General features: G+C 60.0%; 20 protein-coding genes. 4 read left to right on the top strand and 16 right to left on the bottom strand.

Annotation, left to right across the window (positions count from 1 at the left end; genetic code table 11):
- Nucleotides 1–14: 14 nt before the first annotated feature.
- The 4 genes from F2S13_RS21640 to F2S13_RS21625 all read right to left on the bottom strand — a co-directional run bounded on the left by F2S13_RS21640 (nucleotide 15) and on the right by F2S13_RS21625 (nucleotide 5,560).
- A complete protein-coding gene (locus F2S13_RS21640; protein WP_166364587.1) occupies nucleotides 15–1,409 on the bottom strand; it encodes a M16 family metallopeptidase in 1,395 nt (464 codons plus the stop codon).
- Between the two features lie 82 nt (nucleotides 1,410–1,491).
- Nucleotides 1,492–3,150 (bottom strand): Na/Pi cotransporter family protein, encoded by a 1,659-nt coding sequence (locus F2S13_RS21635; RefSeq protein WP_166364585.1) that lies wholly within the window; start codon nucleotides 3,148–3,150, stop codon nucleotides 1,492–1,494.
- Nucleotides 3,151–3,381: 231 nt separating this feature from the next.
- Nucleotides 3,382–4,149: a TerC family protein gene (locus F2S13_RS21630; RefSeq protein ID WP_166364583.1), complete on the bottom strand. Its 768-nt coding sequence runs from the start codon at nucleotides 4,147–4,149 to the stop codon at nucleotides 3,382–3,384.
- A gap of 97 nt (nucleotides 4,150–4,246) precedes the next feature.
- Nucleotides 4,247–5,560 (bottom strand): CitMHS family transporter, encoded by a 1,314-nt coding sequence (locus F2S13_RS21625; RefSeq protein ID WP_166364581.1) that lies wholly within the window; start codon nucleotides 5,558–5,560, stop codon nucleotides 4,247–4,249.
- Between the two features lie 76 nt (nucleotides 5,561–5,636).
- On the opposite strand from F2S13_RS21625, the gene F2S13_RS21620 reads away from it, so the two are divergent.
- Together F2S13_RS21620 and F2S13_RS21615 are read left to right on the top strand one after the other, a co-directional pair.
- Nucleotides 5,637–5,882: a hypothetical protein gene (locus F2S13_RS21620; RefSeq protein WP_166364579.1), complete on the top strand. Its 246-nt coding sequence runs from the start codon at nucleotides 5,637–5,639 to the stop codon at nucleotides 5,880–5,882.
- A 161-nt stretch (nucleotides 5,883–6,043) separates the two neighbouring features.
- Nucleotides 6,044–6,445 carry a GFA family protein gene (locus F2S13_RS21615; protein WP_166364577.1) on the top strand — a complete coding sequence of 134 codons (402 nt, stop codon included), beginning with the start codon at nucleotides 6,044–6,046 and terminating at the stop codon, nucleotides 6,443–6,445.
- Here the strand turns inward: F2S13_RS21615 and F2S13_RS21610 are convergent.
- From F2S13_RS21610 to F2S13_RS21560, 11 genes are all read right to left on the bottom strand, one after another.
- Nucleotides 6,442–8,394 carry a DUF7844 domain-containing protein gene (locus tag F2S13_RS21610; RefSeq protein ID WP_218584045.1) on the bottom strand — a complete coding sequence of 651 codons (1,953 nt, stop codon included), beginning with the start codon at nucleotides 8,392–8,394 and terminating at the stop codon, nucleotides 6,442–6,444. The two genes, F2S13_RS21615 and F2S13_RS21610, sit on opposite strands and share 4 nt — an antisense overlap.
- 5 nt (nucleotides 8,395–8,399) lie before the next feature.
- Nucleotides 8,400–8,720 (bottom strand): DUF2388 domain-containing protein, encoded by a 321-nt coding sequence (locus F2S13_RS21605; protein WP_166364573.1) that lies wholly within the window; start codon nucleotides 8,718–8,720, stop codon nucleotides 8,400–8,402.
- A gap of 26 nt (nucleotides 8,721–8,746) precedes the next feature.
- Nucleotides 8,747–8,893 (bottom strand): hypothetical protein, encoded by a 147-nt coding sequence (locus tag F2S13_RS21600; RefSeq protein WP_166364571.1) that lies wholly within the window; start codon nucleotides 8,891–8,893, stop codon nucleotides 8,747–8,749.
- Between the two features lie 104 nt (nucleotides 8,894–8,997).
- The gene (locus tag F2S13_RS21595) at nucleotides 8,998–9,315 is read right to left on the bottom strand and encodes a DUF2388 domain-containing protein (RefSeq protein ID WP_166364569.1); all 318 of its coding nucleotides are present in this window, start codon (nucleotides 9,313–9,315) and stop codon (nucleotides 8,998–9,000) included.
- A gap of 111 nt (nucleotides 9,316–9,426) precedes the next feature.
- Complete coding sequence (locus F2S13_RS21590) at nucleotides 9,427–9,639, bottom strand: DUF1127 domain-containing protein (RefSeq protein ID WP_166364567.1); 213 nt, start codon at nucleotides 9,637–9,639, stop codon at nucleotides 9,427–9,429.
- Nucleotides 9,640–9,910: 271 nt separating this feature from the next.
- A complete protein-coding gene (locus F2S13_RS21585) occupies nucleotides 9,911–10,126 on the bottom strand; it encodes a DUF1127 domain-containing protein (protein ID WP_166364565.1) in 216 nt (71 codons plus the stop codon).
- A gap of 319 nt (nucleotides 10,127–10,445) precedes the next feature.
- The gene (gene scpC, locus F2S13_RS21580) at nucleotides 10,446–11,939 is read right to left on the bottom strand and encodes a succinyl-CoA:acetate CoA-transferase ScpC (RefSeq protein WP_166364563.1); all 1,494 of its coding nucleotides are present in this window, start codon (nucleotides 11,937–11,939) and stop codon (nucleotides 10,446–10,448) included.
- Nucleotides 11,940–12,116: 177 nt separating this feature from the next.
- A complete protein-coding gene (locus F2S13_RS21575) occupies nucleotides 12,117–13,553 on the bottom strand; it encodes an NAD(P)(+) transhydrogenase (Re/Si-specific) subunit beta (protein ID WP_166364561.1) in 1,437 nt (478 codons plus the stop codon).
- Nucleotides 13,550–13,906 carry an NAD(P) transhydrogenase subunit alpha part 2 gene (locus F2S13_RS21570; protein ID WP_166364559.1) on the bottom strand — a complete coding sequence of 119 codons (357 nt, stop codon included), beginning with the start codon at nucleotides 13,904–13,906 and terminating at the stop codon, nucleotides 13,550–13,552. The genes F2S13_RS21575 and F2S13_RS21570 overlap by 4 nt, the downstream gene beginning before the upstream one ends.
- 11 nt (nucleotides 13,907–13,917) lie before the next feature.
- On the bottom strand, nucleotides 13,918–15,039 hold the full coding sequence (locus tag F2S13_RS21565) for a Re/Si-specific NAD(P)(+) transhydrogenase subunit alpha (RefSeq protein WP_166364557.1): 1,122 nt from the start codon (nucleotides 15,037–15,039) through the stop codon (nucleotides 13,918–13,920).
- 428 nt (nucleotides 15,040–15,467) lie between these two features.
- Nucleotides 15,468–16,370, bottom strand: a complete 903-nt coding sequence (locus F2S13_RS21560; RefSeq protein WP_166364555.1) for a LysR family transcriptional regulator — start codon at nucleotides 16,368–16,370, stop codon at nucleotides 15,468–15,470.
- Between the two features lie 157 nt (nucleotides 16,371–16,527).
- On the opposite strand from F2S13_RS21560, the gene F2S13_RS21555 reads away from it, so the two are divergent.
- Both F2S13_RS21555 and F2S13_RS21550 read left to right on the top strand, forming a co-directional pair.
- Nucleotides 16,528–17,709 carry an acyl-CoA dehydrogenase gene (locus F2S13_RS21555; protein WP_166364553.1) on the top strand — a complete coding sequence of 394 codons (1,182 nt, stop codon included), beginning with the start codon at nucleotides 16,528–16,530 and terminating at the stop codon, nucleotides 17,707–17,709.
- Between the two features lie 15 nt (nucleotides 17,710–17,724).
- Entirely contained in the window at nucleotides 17,725–18,945 is a 1,221-nt protein-coding gene (locus tag F2S13_RS21550) for a CaiB/BaiF CoA transferase family protein (RefSeq protein ID WP_166364551.1), read from the top strand.
- 61 nt (nucleotides 18,946–19,006) lie between these two features.
- Here the strand turns inward: F2S13_RS21550 and F2S13_RS29265 are convergent.
- The coding region (locus F2S13_RS29265) for a hypothetical protein (RefSeq protein WP_218584044.1) at nucleotides 19,007–19,226 on the bottom strand (220 nt) is incomplete at its 5' end.

Below are 19,226 nucleotides of genomic sequence, written 5' to 3'. Positions count from 1 at the left end.
CAGGCACATTGCCTCTACCGCTTGTTCTCCCTGCGATGACTGCGCCAGGCGTACCAGCCCGCAGCGGACACCAGGACCAGCCCAATGACCAGAGCGGTCAGAAGGTACAACTGGTCGTAGCTGAGCAGCGGCTTTTCAATACGTACATAGCCGGGCTGGGCGAACAGTTTGCGCATCGCCTGGTTGGCGTCCTTGAGGCTGACTGCTTGTAACAGCCGCGATGTATTAGTGAAATGGCCGTCGGAATAGTCGTTCAAGGCACCCCAGTAGTAGTCCGCCAGGGCACTGTTACCCTGAGCCGACCAGGCCTGGCGGGCGATCGCGGCCCTTTTCACGCGGTCAAAGGCCTGGGGGTCGAGCCCGTCCTTCTGCAACCGCTGGATCAGATCCTTGAGGATCTGCTCGGCATCATCGAGCGAATCGCGGTCCAGGTCGGCGTTCAGGCTCAGCATGCCGCTGTCGCCAAACGTCTCGCGCTGGGCAGAAGGGCCGTAGGACAAGCTGTGCTTGAGGCGCAGCTCGGTGTACAGCGCCCAGTCCAGGTAGCTCTGCAGCAGGTCCCAGGTCTGGTCGTGCTCGTTGTCCAGGGTTGGCTCGATGAACAGCCAGTGCAACTTGGCGCCATTGCCCAGCCAGCCGTCGGTCAACTCGCGCCGGGCGTCAGCTACCTTGTGGATGGCATTGAGGGGGCGGTGGTCGATGGGGTCCAGTGGCTCCAGTTGACCATAGGTACGCTCCAGGTAGGCCGGTAGCAGTTTGTCCAGGCCACCCACCATGATCAGGCTCATGTTATTGGGGGCGTACCATTGCTTGCGCAGGGCTTGGACCTGCTCCAGGGTCATGTCGTGGATCGACGAGCGTTCGGCGCATTTGAGTCCCAGTTCCACGGCCAATTGGTCACTGGCGCCATGCCCAAGGTCCTGGCGGTCGAGCCAGCGCTGCAACGGGGAGTAGTGCCCGCCATCCTCGCGTTCGACGATTTGCCTGGAGAGATCCAGGGCTGCCTCATCGATCTGGGTCTGGGTGATGACCGCCAGCAACAGGTCCAGGACCTTGCGCTGGTTGCGGGCCGGAGCCTCGATGACAAAGGTAGTGTCGGCGCTGCTGGTATAGGCATTCCACTCGCCACCCAGGGCCTGCATACGCTCTTCCAGGCCGCCCTCGCCGCTCTTGTCGAGGCCACTGAACAGCGCATGTTCGAGCAGATGCGGCAGTTCCTGTTGGTTACAGGGGAAATCGTCGAAGCCGACGCCGACCACCAGGCGAATGGCGACATGATCACGCTCATAACCGGGCTTGAGTATCACCTGCATGCCGTTGGGCAGAAAGTAGCCCTCGACCCGGAAGCGATCGAGTGCAAAGCCTGGGGTGCAACCCAGCAGCAGGAAAATGAGCATCAGGCAACGCATAGCGGGCTTCCTTGCGGTAACCGGGAGAGCTTACCCAAAGTGAGCACGGCCTGAGAAATGGACTTTGCCCGATTGCAGGGGTTCAAGGTGAATGTGCATCGTCAGGCACCCCATCGACGACCAGTGCACCGGTGTCGCCGCTGCCCAGGACGACATAGGCGCTGGTGCAGAACAGGGAGTTCAGGCGTTTCATGTCGGCGATCAGTTCCAGATGCAACGAGCTGGTCTCGATACTTTGCACTACTTTTCGTTGCAAACGGCTGACATGGGCATGGGCCAGGCGCCGTTCCTGAGCGCGGAAACGACGTTTTTCCCGAAGCAGTTGGCGCGCACTTTCCGGGTCTGCGCTCAGGAAGACCGACAGGCCCAGGCGCAGGCTGGCCAGCAACTGGCTATGCAAGCCCGTCAATTCTTCCAGGCCGACGTCGGAGAACTCCCGGCGCTGGGAAGTTTTCTGTTGCTGGACCTTGCGCAACATGCGCTCGATGACATCGCTGGCCAGCTTGAGGTTGATCGCCAGTTCAATGATCTCCGCCCAACGCCGACTGTCCTGCTCACTGAGGTCTTCGCGGGGCATCTGCGCCAGATAGAGTTTGATGGCGTTGTACAGTGATTCGACATCATCGCTCAGGCTGCGCATTTCCTGGGTCATGGCCGTTTGTGTGCCGCGCAGCACATTGAGCATGGCCGACAACATGCTGTCTATCAGATCGCCCATGCGTAGGGTTTCGCGTACGGCATTGGCCAGTGCCAGGCTCGGCGTGGTCAGGGCCGTGGGGTCCAGGTGACGTGGTGTCGCCAGGCCATTGGCTTGCGGGCGCTCGGGCAGCAACCAGGCGCACAGGCGCGCCATTGCCGCGACCGTGGGCAACATCAGCAGACAGCGCAGGGTGTTGTAGAGCAGGTGAAAGCCGATCACCAGCCCTTGAGGGCTAAAAGCAAGGGTGTCCATCCACTGCACCAGTGGGTTCAGCACGGGAATGATCAACAACAGACCGATCATCTTGTACAGCAGGCTACCCAGCGCCACCTGACGGCCGGCGGCGTTCTGCATGCTGGTGCTGAGGAACGCCAGCAGCCCGCTGCCGATATTGGCGCCGATCACCAGGCCGATGGCCACCGGCAGGCTGATCAACTCCGCGCCGGCCAGGGTCGCCGTCAATAGCACGGCGGCAAGGCTCGAGTAGGAAATCAGGGCGAACAAGGCGCCGACCAGCGCGTCGAGCAGGATGTCGCCCGTCAGAGAAGCGAACAGGACCTTCACGCCCTGGGCATGGGTAATGGGTGCTGCGGCTTCGACAATCAGCTGCAAGGCCAGGATGATCAAACCCAGGCCAATACCGACGCGGCCCATCTGGCCAACCCGTGTCTGCTTGCGCGACAGGAAGAAGATCACCCCGAGAAAGATCAGCAAGGGCGAAAGCCAGGACAGGTCGAACGTCAGCACCCGCGCCATCAGGGCCGTACCCACATCGGCACCGAGCATGATTGCCAGCGCCGGGGTCAGAGCCATCAGCCTTTGCCCCACAAAGGAAGTCACCAGCATGGCCGTGGCATTGCTGCTCTGTACCAGCGCGGTCACCACAATGCCGGCGACGAATGCCAGGGGGCGCTTGGCCATGTTCTGGCTCAGCACGCGGCGAAGATTGGAGCCGTAGACCCGCAGGATACCGGTGCGAACGATGTGCGTGCCCCAGATCAGCAACGCAACGGCAGACAGTAGATTGAGCAGGGTCAGCATGAAAAAGGCCCCCCTGTTAAAAATGCCCCTAAGGGGCCAAGTCAAATGTGCAGCGAGCCTGATCTGAACTTTGATGAATTTATTAAAGGCTTACTTAAGCTTTAGTCGGCCAATGGCCTGATCGCCAGCATCGCACAGGCATGCGCGGCCATGGAACAAAAGCGTCATGAAAAAATGGTCATCAACACGAAAAAAAGGGGCAATGACTGCCCCTTTTTCGTTTGGCCGGGCTTATTGCCCTGGAACATCCTTGCGCAGTTTCACCGGCTCGCTCTGCTTTTTCTTCTTCGCAATGGCAGTACGCATGCGAATATTGATGGCTTCGACAGCCAGCGAGAACGCCATGGCGAAGTAGACGGCGCCTTTTGGTATATGGACGTCGAACGACTCGGCGATCAGCACGACACCGACGACGATCAGGAACGACAGCGCGAGCATCTTCAGCGACGGGTGTTTGTCGATGAAGTTGCTGATGACACCGGAGCACAACATCATCACCAGAACAGCCACGATGATGGCCGCGATCATGACCGGGACGTGGGCGACCATGCCTACGGCAGTGATGACCGAGTCCAGCGAGAAAACGATGTCGATGATCGCGATCTGGATAATGGTGTAGAGGAACTTGCCACCTTTGACGGAAGATTCGTCAGCGGTTTCATCCTCGCCTTCCAGGCCGTGGAAGATCTCCTGGGAGCTTTTCCAGAGCAGGAACAGGCCACCGAAGAACAGGATCAGGTCGCGACCGGAGACGCCGTGCTCGAAGACCACGAACAGATCGGCGGTCAGGCGCATGACCCAGGTGATCGACAGCAGCAACAGGATGCGCGTCACCATGGCCAGGGCCAGGCCGAAGATCCGGGTGCGCGGCTGCATAGGCTTGGGCATGCGGCTGACCAGGATCGAGATCATGATGATGTTGTCGATGCCGAGAACGATCTCAAGAGCCGTCAGTGTAAAAAAGGCAATCCAGATCTCCGGATTGGTCAGCCATTCCATGTGTATTCCTTCGAGCGTGTGTCGATATGTGCGTCAAGCCCGAACCTGGCATTGCAGGTCGGGCTGGCGGCGCACTATCTGTGAGTGATTCTTTTGCTTAGAGACTGCTGAACAGCGGAAAGATCCCCATCAGCAGTGCAGCCAACATTATGCACATGCAAACCAGCACTGCCCACTTCAGGGTGAAGCGCTGGTGGTCGCCGAACTCGATGCCGGCCAGTGCCACCAACAGGTAGGTCGAGGGGACCAGCGGGCTGAGCAGGTGCACCGGTTGACCGACGATCGATGCCCGGGCCATTTCCACCGGCGAGATGCCGTAATGGCTGGCCGCTTCGGCCAATACCGGCAGTACGCCATAGTAGAAGGCGTCGTTGGACATGAAGAAGGTGAACGGCATGCTGACCACGGCGGTGATCACGGCCAGGTACGGGCCCAGTGCGTCCGGAATGACGGCCAGCAGGCTCTTGGACATGGCTTCCACCATGCCGGTGCCCGACAGGATGCCGGTGAAAATGCCGGCAGCGAAGATCAGGCCAACCACCGCCAGAACGCTGCCGGCATGCGCCGCGATGCGGTCCTTCTGCTGTTGCAGGCAAGGGTAGTTGACCACCATGGCAACACTGAAGGCGATCATGAACAGCACGGGCAGCGGCAACAGGCCGGCAATCAGGGCTGCCATCAACGCCAGGGTCAAGGCACCGTTGAACCAGAGCAGTTTCGGACGGCGGGCATCCGGGAACTGGGAAACGCTGATCTCGCTGTGATCCATGTCCACGACATCACCCGGCAAATGCAGTTCGCCCAGGCGAGCACGCTCGCGTTTGCCGTACATGTAGGCGATGGCCAGGATGGCGAACACGCCGAACAGCATGGCCGGGATCATCGGCACGAAAATGTGCGACGGGTCCACGTGCAAGGCGCTGGCGGCGCGGGCAGTCGGGCCGCCCCAGGGCGTCATGTTCATCACGCCACCGGCCAGGATGATCAGGCCGGCCATGATCCGCGGGCTCATGCCCAGGCGGCTGTACAACGGCAGCATCGCCGCCACGCAGATCATGTAGGTGGTCGCACCGTCCCCGTCCAGGGACACCACCAGGGCCAGCACGGCCGTGCCGACCGAGACCTTCAGCGGGTCACCCTTGACCAGCTTGAGGATCTTGCGCACTGCCGGGTCGAACAGTCCGGAGTCGATCATCAGTGCGAAGTAGAGAATGGCGAACATCAACATGACCCCGGTCGGGGCGAGCTTGGTGATGCCTTCGAGCATCATTGGGCCGATCTTGCCGGAAAATCCGCCGAACAGGGCAAACAGAATAGGGACCAGGATCAGTGCGATAAGCGCGGACAGGCGCTTGGTCATGATCAGGTACATGAAAGTGATGACCATGGCAAAGCCGAGGAAGGTCAGCATAGGAATACTCCAGGCGTAGCGCGACGAGGGATAGACGAACCGGGCGGATCAGCGCGGGACGGGCGGCGCGTGGAATATGGGCGGGCGTGCAGCAGGAAGGCGGGGGCTGGAAAGCATCGTAATCACCATTGTTGTTGTTTACTGGGCCGGACGCGCATTGTTTGCGGATGTCCTGGCTGACCGGTCTTATGCCGGCGGTGAGGCGATGCTAATGGCCAAAGCTTTCAGCCAGCTTTCGCTGGCTGAAAGGCGACGAGAGGTATGGGAGGCGAAAGATTGGAGTTTTCGCATGAGCAACGGAAAAAACCCTCGGCAGAAATGAATATTGCCGAGGGTTGTCGCAACCTGTTCGTCATCCACCGAGCAAAAGGTGCGCTTTGCCAGAGGAGTACCGTGGGGCTGAATGTATTGGCTTCGATCAATCGTTGTCTACTATCAGAACTGATAGGTGTTTATTTAGCCAGTATTCCAGGAGGACTGGACATGGCCGAAACCCATGAGGGCGGTTGCCACTGCGGCACCGTCCGCTACCGATTTGCCGGGCCGCTGCGCGACATCGCCCACTGCCATTGTTCGATTTGCCGACGGGTCAGCGGCGGCACGGTGACGACCTGGATCACCCTCCCCTCAAGCGCCTTTCAATGGCTGGGCACACAGCCAGCTCAGTACCAGTCCTCGGCGAGCGGCATCCGCCACTTCTGTCCAAACTGCGGTGCCCAGTTGACGTTCAACTCACAATTGAGCCCGGAGACGATCGATGTGACCATCGCCACGCTCGATCACCCCGAACTGGCAGTACCGGAGCGGCATATCTGGACTGCCGATCGACTGCCCTGGCTGCACCTGGACGAGCAGTTGCCCGGTGAAGCGGGCGAGACCCTTTAAGGCAACTCCAGGCCGCCCGCGGCCTTGTGCAACTTGCGCACATGTTCGCCAAGCTGTTTGACGTTGGCTTCGCAGGCGGCAATTTCAGCGGCACGGCTGGGCTCGAGCAAGGCCCGGGCTTCCTTGTCCAGCTCGCCGGTCAGGCGTTGCAGCTGCTGCTGGCGTTCACTGCTCTGTTCTTCCAGGCGTTGCCACTCGCTGGCCTGTGGCAGGCCATAGCCGGAACTGCCAAGCAACTCGGCCGGGCGACTGAGGTAGCCGCTCTTGGCGAGAATCTCCTGTAGCACCTTGTTGGCCTTGTCCATGCTGCCGTTCTTCATGTCGCGGGCGCCCAGATAGCGCTGCTTGACTTCATCCTGGGCGATCAACAACTGGCGGCGGAAACTGGCTTGCTCAAGCAACAACAACGCGGCACTGGTGCGCAGGTCAGCCTGGCTGAACCACTTGCGGCGCTGCTCGGCCGAAAGCTCCATCCATTCTTCGACGGTGGTCTGGGAGACGGGCAGATGCTTCCTCAGCACGTCGAACATGGCCTGGTAGCGATCCCGGTAGGAATCGAAGCGGTAGCCCAGCCGCAACGCTTCGCGCGGATCGTTGAGGACGCTGACGTCGGCCAGCCCCCTGCCCTTGAGCACTTCCAGCAAACCGTTGGGCATGATGTTGTCCACGGCGGTCAACTGGCTGTTGTTGGTACCGCTGCGCATTAACTTGAGGGTTTCCACGGCGCAGTTGTTCGAGAGGAACCAGTAATTTCCGTCATAGCTCCAGTGCATCTCGGCAGCCTGGCGCACCAGGTCTTCGATTTCGCTGCGGCTGAGTTTCAGGGGCACTGATGCCAGGCTGCGCAGCTCGGTCTTGGTGTATTCGTCTATGACCTGGGACAACGGCAGCACGAACAGGCGCGAAGGATAAGCTCCGGTCAGACCGCCCCAACTGGAAAGCTGAACGTCATTGACGAAGGCGCGGTAGGACAGCACCAGATGGCGGTCCAGGTCGAGGCGGCAATCCGGCCCTCGTGGCCGCCCAGGGGCGCAGATTACCAGGCGCAGCATGCTGTGGCCCCAGCGGCTGACCAGGTTCTGGTTGGCTTCGGCCAGCAGGTAATCGACTTCATACACGCGCTCCGGGTCAATCTTGCCCAGGGGCTGTTTGGCAAAGTCGTTGCCAGCATTGAGGAACGGGAATGCTTGCGGACATTTCTCGCTGGCAGCAGGTGCCCAGCCAAAGTGTTCCTTGTAATAGGCAAACAAGGCCGGGCGCCGGCAGCCATAGCTGGGGTCCAGCAGGAAGTACTCCATGTTGACCGCCACAAACTCCTTGGGGCTGCTCAACTCATAGCTGTCAGGGCTGCGGACGATCTGCCGGTTGTGTTGTTCGCGCTCGCCACGGCGGCCGACGTACTGCGGCCAGCCGGCAAGGTCGAGAAACCGCGGGTCGTCGCTCAGGGTGAAGCGGCGCTCGGCCTGGCCGCGGCAGCGATCCGGCAGCCCGACCTTGCCCATGCTCGAGTTCTGCCGGTTGCACTGCAGGATCAGCGTGCGTTCAGGCGCTGGCCAGAGCCGGGCGCGGTCGTAGATGTGGGTCAGTTCATGGAGGACAGTGGCAAGCAGCTCCTGGCGCACGGTGCCATGGGGGCGCTGGGTCTTGGTGGTGGCGGCACTGCCATCGGTCAGGCTGGGCAACAGCTTGCTGTTGAGATCAAGGCTCGATACCAGCGATGCCTGGCCGTAGGCGTTTGGCGGCATGTTCGCCGTCCAGCCGACGTCGATGCGTCGATCCAGGTGTTCGATGAAGCTGGGCGGCAATGCCTGCATGGCTTCATCGAGCAGTGCCTGGCTGGCCTGTTGTTGTGCGGGGCTGAGGCCGTCGGTTTTCAGGACCAATTGCAAACTGGCCGCTGCAGGGTTACCGACCAGCAACAGTGCGCAAGCCAGAAGACAGGCGCGCATGCGTCTCACAGGGCGAGAATGGCTTCGGCGAGTACCTGGTCACTGGCGTCGCGGGCCTCGGGAACACGCTGGCGCAGGGTGTCGAAGGCGGCTTCCAGTTGTGCGCCACGGATATCGCCGTTGCTTGCGACGTAGCTGGCGGCGTCATCCTTGGCCTGGGTGATGATCTTCGCGTCGCGAATGGACGTCGTGGTGTCGGAAGTAAAATCGAGCGTACGGTCCACGGCGCGAATGATCATCCAACTGGTGGCCTTGAGGGTTTCTGCCTGGCCTGTGCCGGCCAGCAGCATCATGCCCAGAGTAGCGGCGATCAGCGGAATACGCATGGAGAGTCTCCAGAAAACGGAATTGATTATTTGACGAGAATTGCCTGCGCCAGTTCAAGGTCGCTGATCCTGGTGGCATAGCCGCTGGCGACGAGGTTCTGGGTGGTCAGATCGAAGGCTTGGGCAGTGCCCGCCGAGAAGACGGCGAACAGTATTGGAAGCAGAAAACGCATGAGTCTCAATAGCTGTAAGTTCAAGCGGCAAGGCTAACGCAATGCGCTGACCAGAGCCAGCGCAGGTGGACGGGTACAGGGCTGTACCCGCCTATGTCCTATGCTCAGATCGCCAGGATTGCCTGGGCGAGCTGCGCGTCGGTTGCCTTGAGTTCAGGCGCTTGTTGGCGAATATGATCGAACGCGCTTTCGAGTTTCACTCCGCGAATATCACCCTGAGTGGCGACGAAGCTGGCGGCGTCGTCACGGGCTTCACGCACGATCTTGTCGTCGCGAAAGGACGATGTCACGTCAGAGGTTGCATCGCTGGATGCCTTGATGCCGCGAACGATCGAATCGGTAGTTACAACAAAGCTGGAGGCGTTGGCAGTCGAAGCCAGGGCAAGCATCAATGCGGCGCCGAGCAAGCGTGGACGGAACATGGTCAATCTCCTTTGCAGACGTAGAGTCATAGTGTTTACGAATATCAGACGCACGCCCTGCCGTCCTAGTTCCTTAGCCTACCCCGCTTACTAGTGGCATTCCATGGCGGCTTAGCGCCAGAACGGCCTGTCCAGTTCGGCAACACGGTCACTGCGGCTGATTCCGATGTCAGCCAGTTGTTGATCGCTGAGTTCAGCCAGCTGTTGCCGGGTGCGTGCGCGCTCAAACATCAGGGCGATACGCGTGGACAGTGCCTGCAGCAAGCCTTTCAGAAAAAATGCTTGAGGTTTGCTGCTTTCGATAGCGGGTGCGAGGCGATCCATGGTGCTCTTCCTTTCGGCAGCGGGCCGAATCACGGAACTGGGAGAACATCATCTCGCCCGCAGCTGTTGCGTTACAGATACAGGGCAGTGCAATTGTACTGGTTCAGATAATGTATTTTATCAACTGTACCTATGCTTTGTAAGCACCTCTGTTGCGCTCGAAAAGCTGGTCCCTGAAACGACAAAACCCGTCAGCAGTCACCTGCGACGGGTTTTGAGGAATTAGATCGCTGGTGCCGGACTTAAGGTCCGTAGGCCAGCTAGTCCGGCATTAACGCCAGAACGGCTTGCTCAGCTCTTCGAAGCGTTGTGCTTCGCTGATACCGGCGTCAGCCAGCAGACGCTGATCCAGGCGAGCCAATTGGTGGCGGCTGGAGATACGGCGCTGCCACAGCATCAGGTTGGCGAGCAGGCGCAGAGGCAGAGCAGTGCGCGAAGTTTCAGAGCTGTCTTGAAAAAGCAGGTCGGAACTGAGTGTACGTTCCATGGTGTTTATCCTTCCGCTTGTGGCGGGATTAGGGAGTGATTTAACTGGTGCCCATGATCCTCTTCCGCAGCCAATCTCTGTAGATACAGTTCACCTGTATTGTGATGCTCCAGTTAACTGTTTATGGGTACTGTTGCGCTCGCTTTTGAGGCAACTGTACTGGTAAGCACCAATATGGTGCTTTTTTTGAGTGGGGTGGGTGTCGGAGGGTGAAAAACCCCGCAAAAAGACCAGTACAGCAGTACAGTTTTTGCGAGGTTTCAGCGGTGGGTGGGAAAGCTGATGCCGGAGGGTTTGCATCAGCGACCAACTGTGTGGATCAGACAGGGAGCATGCGCCCGGTTTCTTCCAGATTCATGTGCCAGGACAGCGCCTCGCGCAGGATGTGCGGGGTATGACCGCCGCGGGCACAGGCAGCACTGAAGTACTCGTTGAGCGCCTCGCGGTAATCCGGGTGCACACAGTTATCAATGATCACCCGGGCACGTTCGCGTGGCGCCAGGCCGCGCAGGTCGGCGAGGCCCTGCTCGGTCACGAGGATGTCCACGTCATGCTCGGTGTGATCCACGTGGCTGACCATGGGCACAACGCTCGAAATCGCACCGCCCTTGGCAATGGACTTGGTGACGAAGATCGCCAGGTGGGCATTGCGGGCAAAGTCTCCGGAACCGCCGATGCCGTTCATCATCCGTGTGCCGCACACGTGGGTAGAGTTGACGTTGCCGTAAATGTCGAACTCCAGTGCGGTGTTGATGCCGATGATACCCAGGCGCCGAACCACTTCAGGGTGGTTGGAGATTTCTTGTGGGCGCAGAACCAGTTTGTCCTTGTAGCGCTCCAGGTTGCCGAACACGTCGGCGTTACGGCGGGTCGACAAGGTGATCGAGCTGCCTGAGGCAAAGCTCAACTTCCCTGCATCGATCAGGTCGAACGTCGAATCCTGCAGTACCTCGGAGTACATGGTCAGGCCTTCGAAAGGCGAATCGATCAAGCCGCACATAACCGCGTTGGCAATGCTGCCGATCCCGGCTTGCAGCGGGCCGAGATTATTGGTCATGCGCCCGGCGTCGACTTCCTTCTTCAGGAAGTCGATCAGGTGATTGGCGATCCCCTGGGTTTCGTCGTCGGGCGGCAAGACCGTAGAGGGCGAATCGGGCTTATCGGTGATAACGACCGCGACGATCTTGGCCGGATCGATCGGAATCGCGGTGCTGCCGATGCGATCATCGACCTTCACCAGCGGGATCGGCGTGCGAGTCGGCCGGTAGGTCGGGATATAGATGTCGTGCAGCCCTTCCAGGTTGGGGTTGTGCGCCAGGTTGATCTCGACGATCACCTGCTTGGCAAAAATGGCGAAGCTGGCCGAGTTGCCCACCGAGGTGGTTGGCACGATATGGCCTTGTTCGGTGATGGCGACGGCTTCGATGACGGCGATGTCCGGCAGCTTGAGCTGCTGGTTGCGCAACTGCTCTACCGTCTCGGACAGGTGCTGGTCGATGAACATCACCGTACCGTCGTTGATCGCCTTGCGCAGCGTGCTGTCGACCTGGAACGGCATGCGACGGGCCAGCACACCGGCTTCGGTGAGCTGCTTGTCGAGGTCGTTGCCCAGGCTGGCACCGGTCATCAGGCTGATTTTCAGGGGCGTCTGTTTGGCGCGCTCAGCCAGGGCGTGGGGCACGGCCTTGGCTTCACCGGCGCGGGTGAAGCCGCTCATGCCGACGGTCATGCCATCCTGAATCAGGGCTGCGGCATCAGCCGCGCTCATCACCTTGCTTTGCAGAGAGGGTAAGCGAATACGATCACGGTACATGGGTTGTCATCTCAGGCAGCGGTAGCTAGATGCTCAGTCTAGAGATTTCGAAAATTTTCGTCCCGCGACCATGGTCGTATGCGAGACCACGATTTAGAGCCTTCTGTCGGGTAAGCAGGCAATAAAAAACCCCAGCCGGTAGCGCGCTGGGGTTTTTTTGACAGCCTTTTTAAAGACTTAGTCGACAGCTTTGACCATGTCTTCGATGACCTTCTTGGCATCACCGAAGACCATCATGGTCTTGTCCAGGTAGAACAGTTCGTTGTCCAGGCCGGCATAGCCGCTGGCCATCGAGCGCTTGTTGACGATGATGGTCTTGGCCTTGAAGGCTTCCAGGATCGGCATGCCGGCGATCGGCGACTTCGGATCGTTCTTGGCGGCCGGGTTGACCACGTCGTTGGCGCCGAGCACCAGCACCACGTCGGCCTGGCCGAACTCGGAGTTGATGTCTTCCATCTCGAACACCTGGTCGTACGGCACTTCGGCTTCGGCCAGCAGTACGTTCATGTGGCCAGGCATGCGCCCGGCAACCGGGTGGATCGCGTACTTCACGGTCACGCCGCGATGAGTCAGCTTCTCGGTCAGCTCTTTCAGGGCGTGCTGTGCGCGAGCAACGGCCAGGCCGTAGCCCGGAACGATGATCACGGTGTCGGCGTTGGTCAGCAGGAAGGTCGCATCGTCGGCCGAACCGGATTTCACCGGACGCGCCTCTTTGGAACCCGCCGGGCCAGCCGCATCGGTAGCACCGCCGAAACCGCCCAACAGTACGTTGAAGAACGAACGGTTCATCGCCTTGCACATGATGTACGAGAGGATGGCACCGGACGAACCGACCAGGGAACCGGCGATGATCAGCATCGAGTTGTTCAGCGAGAAGCCGATACCGGCCGCGGCCCAGCCCGAGTAGCTGTTGAGCATCGACACGACGACCGGCATGTCGGCGCCGCCAATCGGGATGATGATCAGCACGCCCAGCACGAAGGCCAGGGCCAGCATCACGCCGAAGGCGGTGTAGTCGCCGGTGAGCATGAAGGTCACGCCCAGGCCCAGGGTGGCCAGGCCGATCACCAGGTTCAGCTTGTGCTGGCCTGCGAACTGTACCGGTGCGCCCTGAAACAGGCGAAACTTGTACTTGCCAGCCAGTTTGCCGAACGCGATAACGGAACCGGAGAACGTGATCGCACCAATGGCAGCACCCAGGAACAGCTCCAGGCGGTTACCGGCCGGGATGGCATCGCCGAGGTTCTGCACGATACCCAGCGACTGCGGCTCGACCACGGCGGCAACGGCGATGAACACCGCGGCCAGACCGATCATGCTGTGCATGAAGGCGACCAGCTCGGGCATCTTGGTCATTTCAACGCGCTTGGCCATGATCGAACCGGCGGTGCCGCCGATCAGCAGGCCGATGATCACGTAGACGATGCCGTCGTGAGCGAGCTCGGCCCCGAGCTTGTAGATCAGGCCGACCGTGGTCAGGATCGCCAGGCCCATGCCGAGCATGCCGAACAGGTTGCCGCGACGCGACGTGGTCGGGTGCGAGAGACCCTTGAGCGCCTGGATGAAGCAGACCGAGGCGATCAAATACAGGGAAGTAACCAGGTTCATGCTCATGCTTTCTGCACCTCAGCCTTGATTGCAGGGGCCTTGGCTGCCGGGGCTTTTGCAGGCGCCGCTTTCTTCTTGAACATTTCCAGCATGCGCCGGGTGACCAGGAAACCACCGAACACGTTCACCGCGGCCAGGGCCACGGCCATGGTGCCCATGATCTTGCCCAGCGGGGTCACGGTCAGGGCGGCGGCCAGCATGGCACCGACGATGACGATGGCCGAGATGGCGTTGGTGACGGCCATCAGCGGGGTGTGCAGTGCGGGTGTCACGTTCCAGACCACGTGGTAACCGACATAAATAGCCAGCACGAAGATGATCAGGTTGTAGATGCCGTGGGAAATCAGCATGTCTTCCATTGTTTTTATCCTCAGCCGTTCTTGCGCACGATCTGGCCGTCGCGGCACATCAGGCACGCGGCGACGATGTCGTCTTCGAGGTTGATCTGCAGCTGCCCTTCTTTATCGAACAGCAGCTTCATGAAGTCCAGCAGGTTGCGGGCATAGAGTGCCGAGGCATCGGCGGCGACCGCGGCGGCCAGGTTGGTCGGGCCGACGATGGTCACGCCGTGCTTGATCACCACCTGGTCAGCCTCGGTCAGCGGGCAGTTGCCGCCTTGGGCTGCGGCCAGGTCGATCACCACCGAACCCGGTTTCATCTGGGCGACGGTTTCAGCGCTGAGCAGTACCGGCGCCTTGCGGCCCGGGATGAGTGCCGTGGTGATGACGATGTCGGCCTGCTTGGCGCGCTCGTGCACGGCCACGGCCTGACGCTGCATCCAGCTGGCCGGCATGGGGCGTGCGTAACCGCCGACGCCTTCTGCGCATTCGCGTTCTTCATCGGTCTCGTAAGGCACGTCGACAAACTTGGCGCCCAGGGATTCGATCTGTTCCTTCACCGCAGGACGCACGTCCGAGGCTTCGATCACCGCACCCAGGCGCTTGGCCGTGGCAATGGCCTGCAAGCCGGCGACACCGGCACCGAGGATCAGCACGCGAGCGGCTTTCACGGTACCGGCAGCCGTCATCAGCATCGGCATGAAGCGTGGATAGTGATGCGCGGCCAGCAGTACGGCCTTGTAGCCGGCGATGTTGGCCTGCGAGGACAGCACGTCCAGGCTTTGTGCGCGGGAAGTACGAGGCGCGGCTTCCAGGGCGAAGGCGGTAATCCCGCACTCGGCCATTTTGGCGATGGTCTCGTTATTGAAAGGATTGAGCATGCCCACCAGAACGGTACCGTTCTTGATCTGGGCCAGTTCGCTGTCGCTGGGCGCCACAACCTTGAGAATCAGTTGCGCGCCGAAAGCTTCGGCAGCGCTTCCAATAGTGGCGCCGGCTGCTTCATAAGCACTGTCGGTGACGCTGGCGTTGATGCCGGCACCGCTCTGTACAGTGACTTTATGACCCTGGCCAACCAATTTCTTGATGGTTTCCGGGGTGGCTGCAACCCTTGTCTCGCCCGTCTGCGTTTCGAGAGGAACACCAATGTGCACGTCAAATCTCCTGCGTGATCTTTTTAGATAAACCAGCGCACTACGGATGGCGCGTCTGGGGCGGCCGATCAGCACGATCCCGCCGAAAAACAGGCGGGGCGCCGCATTTTGCAGGCGTTGCGGCAAGGCTTCAACAGGTTATGTAAGGTGACGGGGAAGAAACTACAAGTCACCCCGTGACCGTATGACGCGGGTATCTGGCTACAGCCCGCGTATTCCGCGGCGTGCAGCGCAATTAGACCTTCGTGTAAGTTTTTGTCAATGCGTTGCCTGAATGGGGGGCCATAGCAGCGTATTTTGGCGTGCAGGCCCCGTCGCCAGCCGCTTTAAAGCCATTTTTATCGTGTGGATAACAGTCTGTCTAAATGCGTCATTTATTTATATCTGTAGGGCAAATTTATACCTGACTACGGGGTCAAGTAATCTGCTCACTCATGCTCGAGGGTGTAGCGCGCGGCCTCATTGACCAGCCAGTCACGGAATGCATGCAGTGAAGCCGACTCCACCTTGCGCTCTGGAATCATCAAGTAATAAGCCTTGATACTCGCCAGCGCATGAGGGTTGGCAATGACCAGCCGGCCTTCTGCGAGCTCGCGCTGGATCAGGAACGGCGGGATCAGGGCGATCCCCATGTCATGCATGGCTGCCTGGGCCAGCATCGAGAATAGCTCGTAGCGCGGGCCTGTCATGTCGCGATGAATGTTCAGGTTCTGGGCATTGAACCATTGACGCCAGGCATAGGGCCGGGTGGATTGCTGCAGCAAAGGCAGTTTTGCGATGTCTTCGGCGCTCAAGCTGGTGTTCGATCCCAGCAGTGAGGGGCTGCAGACCGGGACTGGGTTCTCTCCCATCAACCGATGCGCGTGGGTGCCCGACCAGTCAGCGTCACCGAAGTAGATCGCTGCATCGAAATTGGTATCGGCAAACAGGAAGGGACGGGTACGGTTGGTCAGGTTGACCGTGACGTCCGGATGACGCTCCTGGAAATCCTTGAGGCGCGGCAGCAGCCATCGCGTGCCAAAGGTCGGTACCACCGCCAACTCGATCACATTGGCGCCCTGCTGGCCCATGACCGACAAGGTGTCACGCTCGACGGCATCCAGTTGGGTTGCCACTCGCCTGCTGTAGGACAGTCCGGCCTCTGTGAGCTTCACCCCGCGCCGGGAGCGGCGGAACAATTCGACATTGAGGAACTCCTCCAGACTGGCGACTTGGCGACAGACGGCACTCTGGGTCAGTGACAGCTCCTGGGCTGCCTTGGTGAAACTCTCGTGGCGGGCGGCGGCTTCGAAGCACACCAGGGCCGCTGTACTGGGGATTTTTCGGCTCATATACGACAACCTCACTAATCGGCCAGTAAATGTGACGTTATGGCGATCTCGGAGTGAGAAATTAGCACAACAGCATGCGAAATCCTCGTTTGTCGTATTGCTCGTACAGGCCTAGGATCAATACACGACAAAATTACACCTTCGCGAGGGTTCGCTCATGGCCGGTAAAGCAAGCTTCAACTGGATCGATCCGCTGTTGCTGGATCAACAGCTCACTGCAGAAGAGCGCATGGTGCGCGACAGCGCCGAGCAGTTTGCCCAGGACAAGCTGGCGCCACGTGTGCTGGAAGCCTTCCGTCACGAACACACTGACCCTGCGATTTTCCGCGAGATGGGTGAAGTGGGTCTGCTCGGTGCCACCATTCCTGAGCAGTACGGCGGCAGCGGCCTCAACTATGTCTGCTACGGTCTGATCGCTCGCGAGGTCGAGCGTGTCGACTCCGGCTACCGCTCCATGATGAGCGTGCAGTCGTCGCTGGTGATGGTGCCAATCAACGAATTCGGCTCTGAAGCCACCAAGCAGAAATATCTGCCAAAACTGGCCAGTGGCGAATGGATCGGCTGCTTTGGCCTGACCGAGCCTAACCACGGCTCTGATCCGGGTTCGATGATTACCCGGGCGAAGAAGGTTGACGGTGGCTACCACCTGAGTGGCAGCAAGATGTGGATCACCAACAGCCCGATCGCCGATGTGTTTGTGGTGTGGGCCAAGGATGATGCCGGCGATATTCGTGGCTTCGTTCTGGAAAAGGGCTGGAAAGGCCTGAGCGCTCCAGCCATCCATGGCAAGGTCGGCCTGCGTGCGTCGATTACCGGCGAAATCGTGATGGACAACGTCTTTGTGCCCGAAGAGAACATGTTCCCGGAAGTGCGCGGCCTGAAAGGTCCGTTCACTTGCCTCAACTCTGCCCGTTACGGCATTGCCTGGGGCGCCTTGGGTGCGGCCGAGTTCTGCTGGCACACCGCGCGTCAGTACACCCTGGATCGTCAGCAGTTCGGCCGGCCATTGGCTGCCAATCAGTTGATCCAGAAAAAGCTTGCCGACATGCAGACCGAAATCACCCTTGCCCTGCAAGGCTGCCTGCGCCTGGGTCGGATGAAGGACGAAGGCACCGCTGCCGTCGAGATTACTTCGATCATGAAGCGCAACTCCTGCGGCAAGTCGCTGGATATCGCCCGCATGGCCCGGGACATGCTGGGCGGCAACGGTATCTCCGATGAGTTTGGCGTGGCGCGGCATCTGGTCAACCTCGAAGTGGTCAACACCTACGAAGGTACCCATGACGTCCATGCGCTGATCCTGGGCCGCGCCCAGACTGGCATCCAGGCGTTCTACTAACAGGGAGTCAAGCCAATGGGCGCGCTATCTCATCTGCGGGTGCTGGACTTGTCGCGGGTATTGGCCGGGCCGTGGTCCGGACAGATACTGGCGGATCTCGGGGCCGAGGTGATCAAGGTGGAGCGCCCGGGCAGCGGGGACGATACGCGTGCCTGGGGGCCGCCCTTCCTCAAGGACGCCGCCGGGGAGAACACCAGCGAGGCCGCCTATTATCTGTCGGCCAACCGCAACAAGCATTCGGTGACCATCGACTTCACCCAGCCCGAAGGCCAGCGTCTGGTGCGCGAGCTGGCGGCGAAGTCCGATATTCTCATCGAGAACTTCAAGGTGGGCGGGCTGGCCGCCTATGGGCTCGATTATGCGAGCCTGAAGGCGATCAATCCGAAGCTCATCTATTGCTCGATTACCGGCTTCGGTCAGACGGGGCCCTATGCCAAGCGCGCCGGCTACGATTTCATGATCCAGGGGTTGGGTGGCTTGATGAGCATCACCGGGCGCCCGGAGGGTGAAGAAGGTGCCGGCCCGGTAAAAGTTGGCGTGGCCTTGACCGACATCCTGACGGGGCTCTACTCGACAGTGGCTATCCTCGCCGCCCTCGCCCATCGGGATCAGGGCGGTGGCGGCCAGCACATCGACATGGCCTTGTTGGATGTTCAGGTGGCCTGTCTGGCCAACCAGGCGATGAACTACCTGACTACCGGGGTGGCACCTCGCCGCCTGGGCAATGCACATCCCAATATCGTGCCTTACCAGGACTTCCCGACTGCCGATGGTGATTTCATCCTCACCGTGGGCAACGACAAGCAGTTTCGCAAGTTCGCCGAGGTTGCTGGCCAGCCGCAATGGGCGGATGACCCGCGCTTTGCCACCAATAATTTGCGGGTTACCAATCGCGCGCAACTGATTCCGTTGATTCGTCAGGCGACGGTATTCAAGACCACTGCTCAGTGGGTCGAGCAATTGGAGCAGGCAGGCGTGCCTTGTGGGCCGGTCAACGACCTGTCCCAGGTGTTCCAGGATCCGCAGGTGAAGCACCGTGGTCTGGCCGTCGAGATTCCGCATGTGCTGGGTGGAGTGGTGCCGCAGGTGGCCAGCCCTATTCGATTGTCTGAAACGCCAGTGCAGTATCGCAACGCCCCGCCTCTGCTGGGTGAGCATACTGATGTGATCCTGGGTGCAGTCCTGGGGCTTGGCGAGGCGGATATTGCACGGCTGCGGGAAGCTGGCGTGTTGTGATCCCTGCCCTTCTATATAGAAGCGTTCTTTATATAGAGGGGCAAGGCTCTGATTTTGAGCTTTAAGGGTTGATTTCAGGAACCTGCAAATTAACCCTTGACGCCCCTGCGGATCTCTCTATAATTCGCCCCACTTCCGGCGCAGACGAAACGGAAAACTCCTTGAAAATCAAAGAGTTAACCGAAGTAAGCAGCGAGGGAGCAGCTTCGATCTGCTGATCGAAAGCGGTGAAAAAGGTGGTTGACAGCGGTTCCACAGGATGCAGACGTCGCCGTCGGGGG

It is taken from the genome of Pseudomonas akapageensis, assembly GCF_011355085.1.
Lineage (GTDB): Bacteria > Pseudomonadota > Gammaproteobacteria > Pseudomonadales > Pseudomonadaceae > Aquipseudomonas > Aquipseudomonas akapageensis.
The sequence above is the reverse complement of the archived record's forward strand: the minus strand, read 5'-3'. Positions and strand labels throughout refer to the sequence as shown.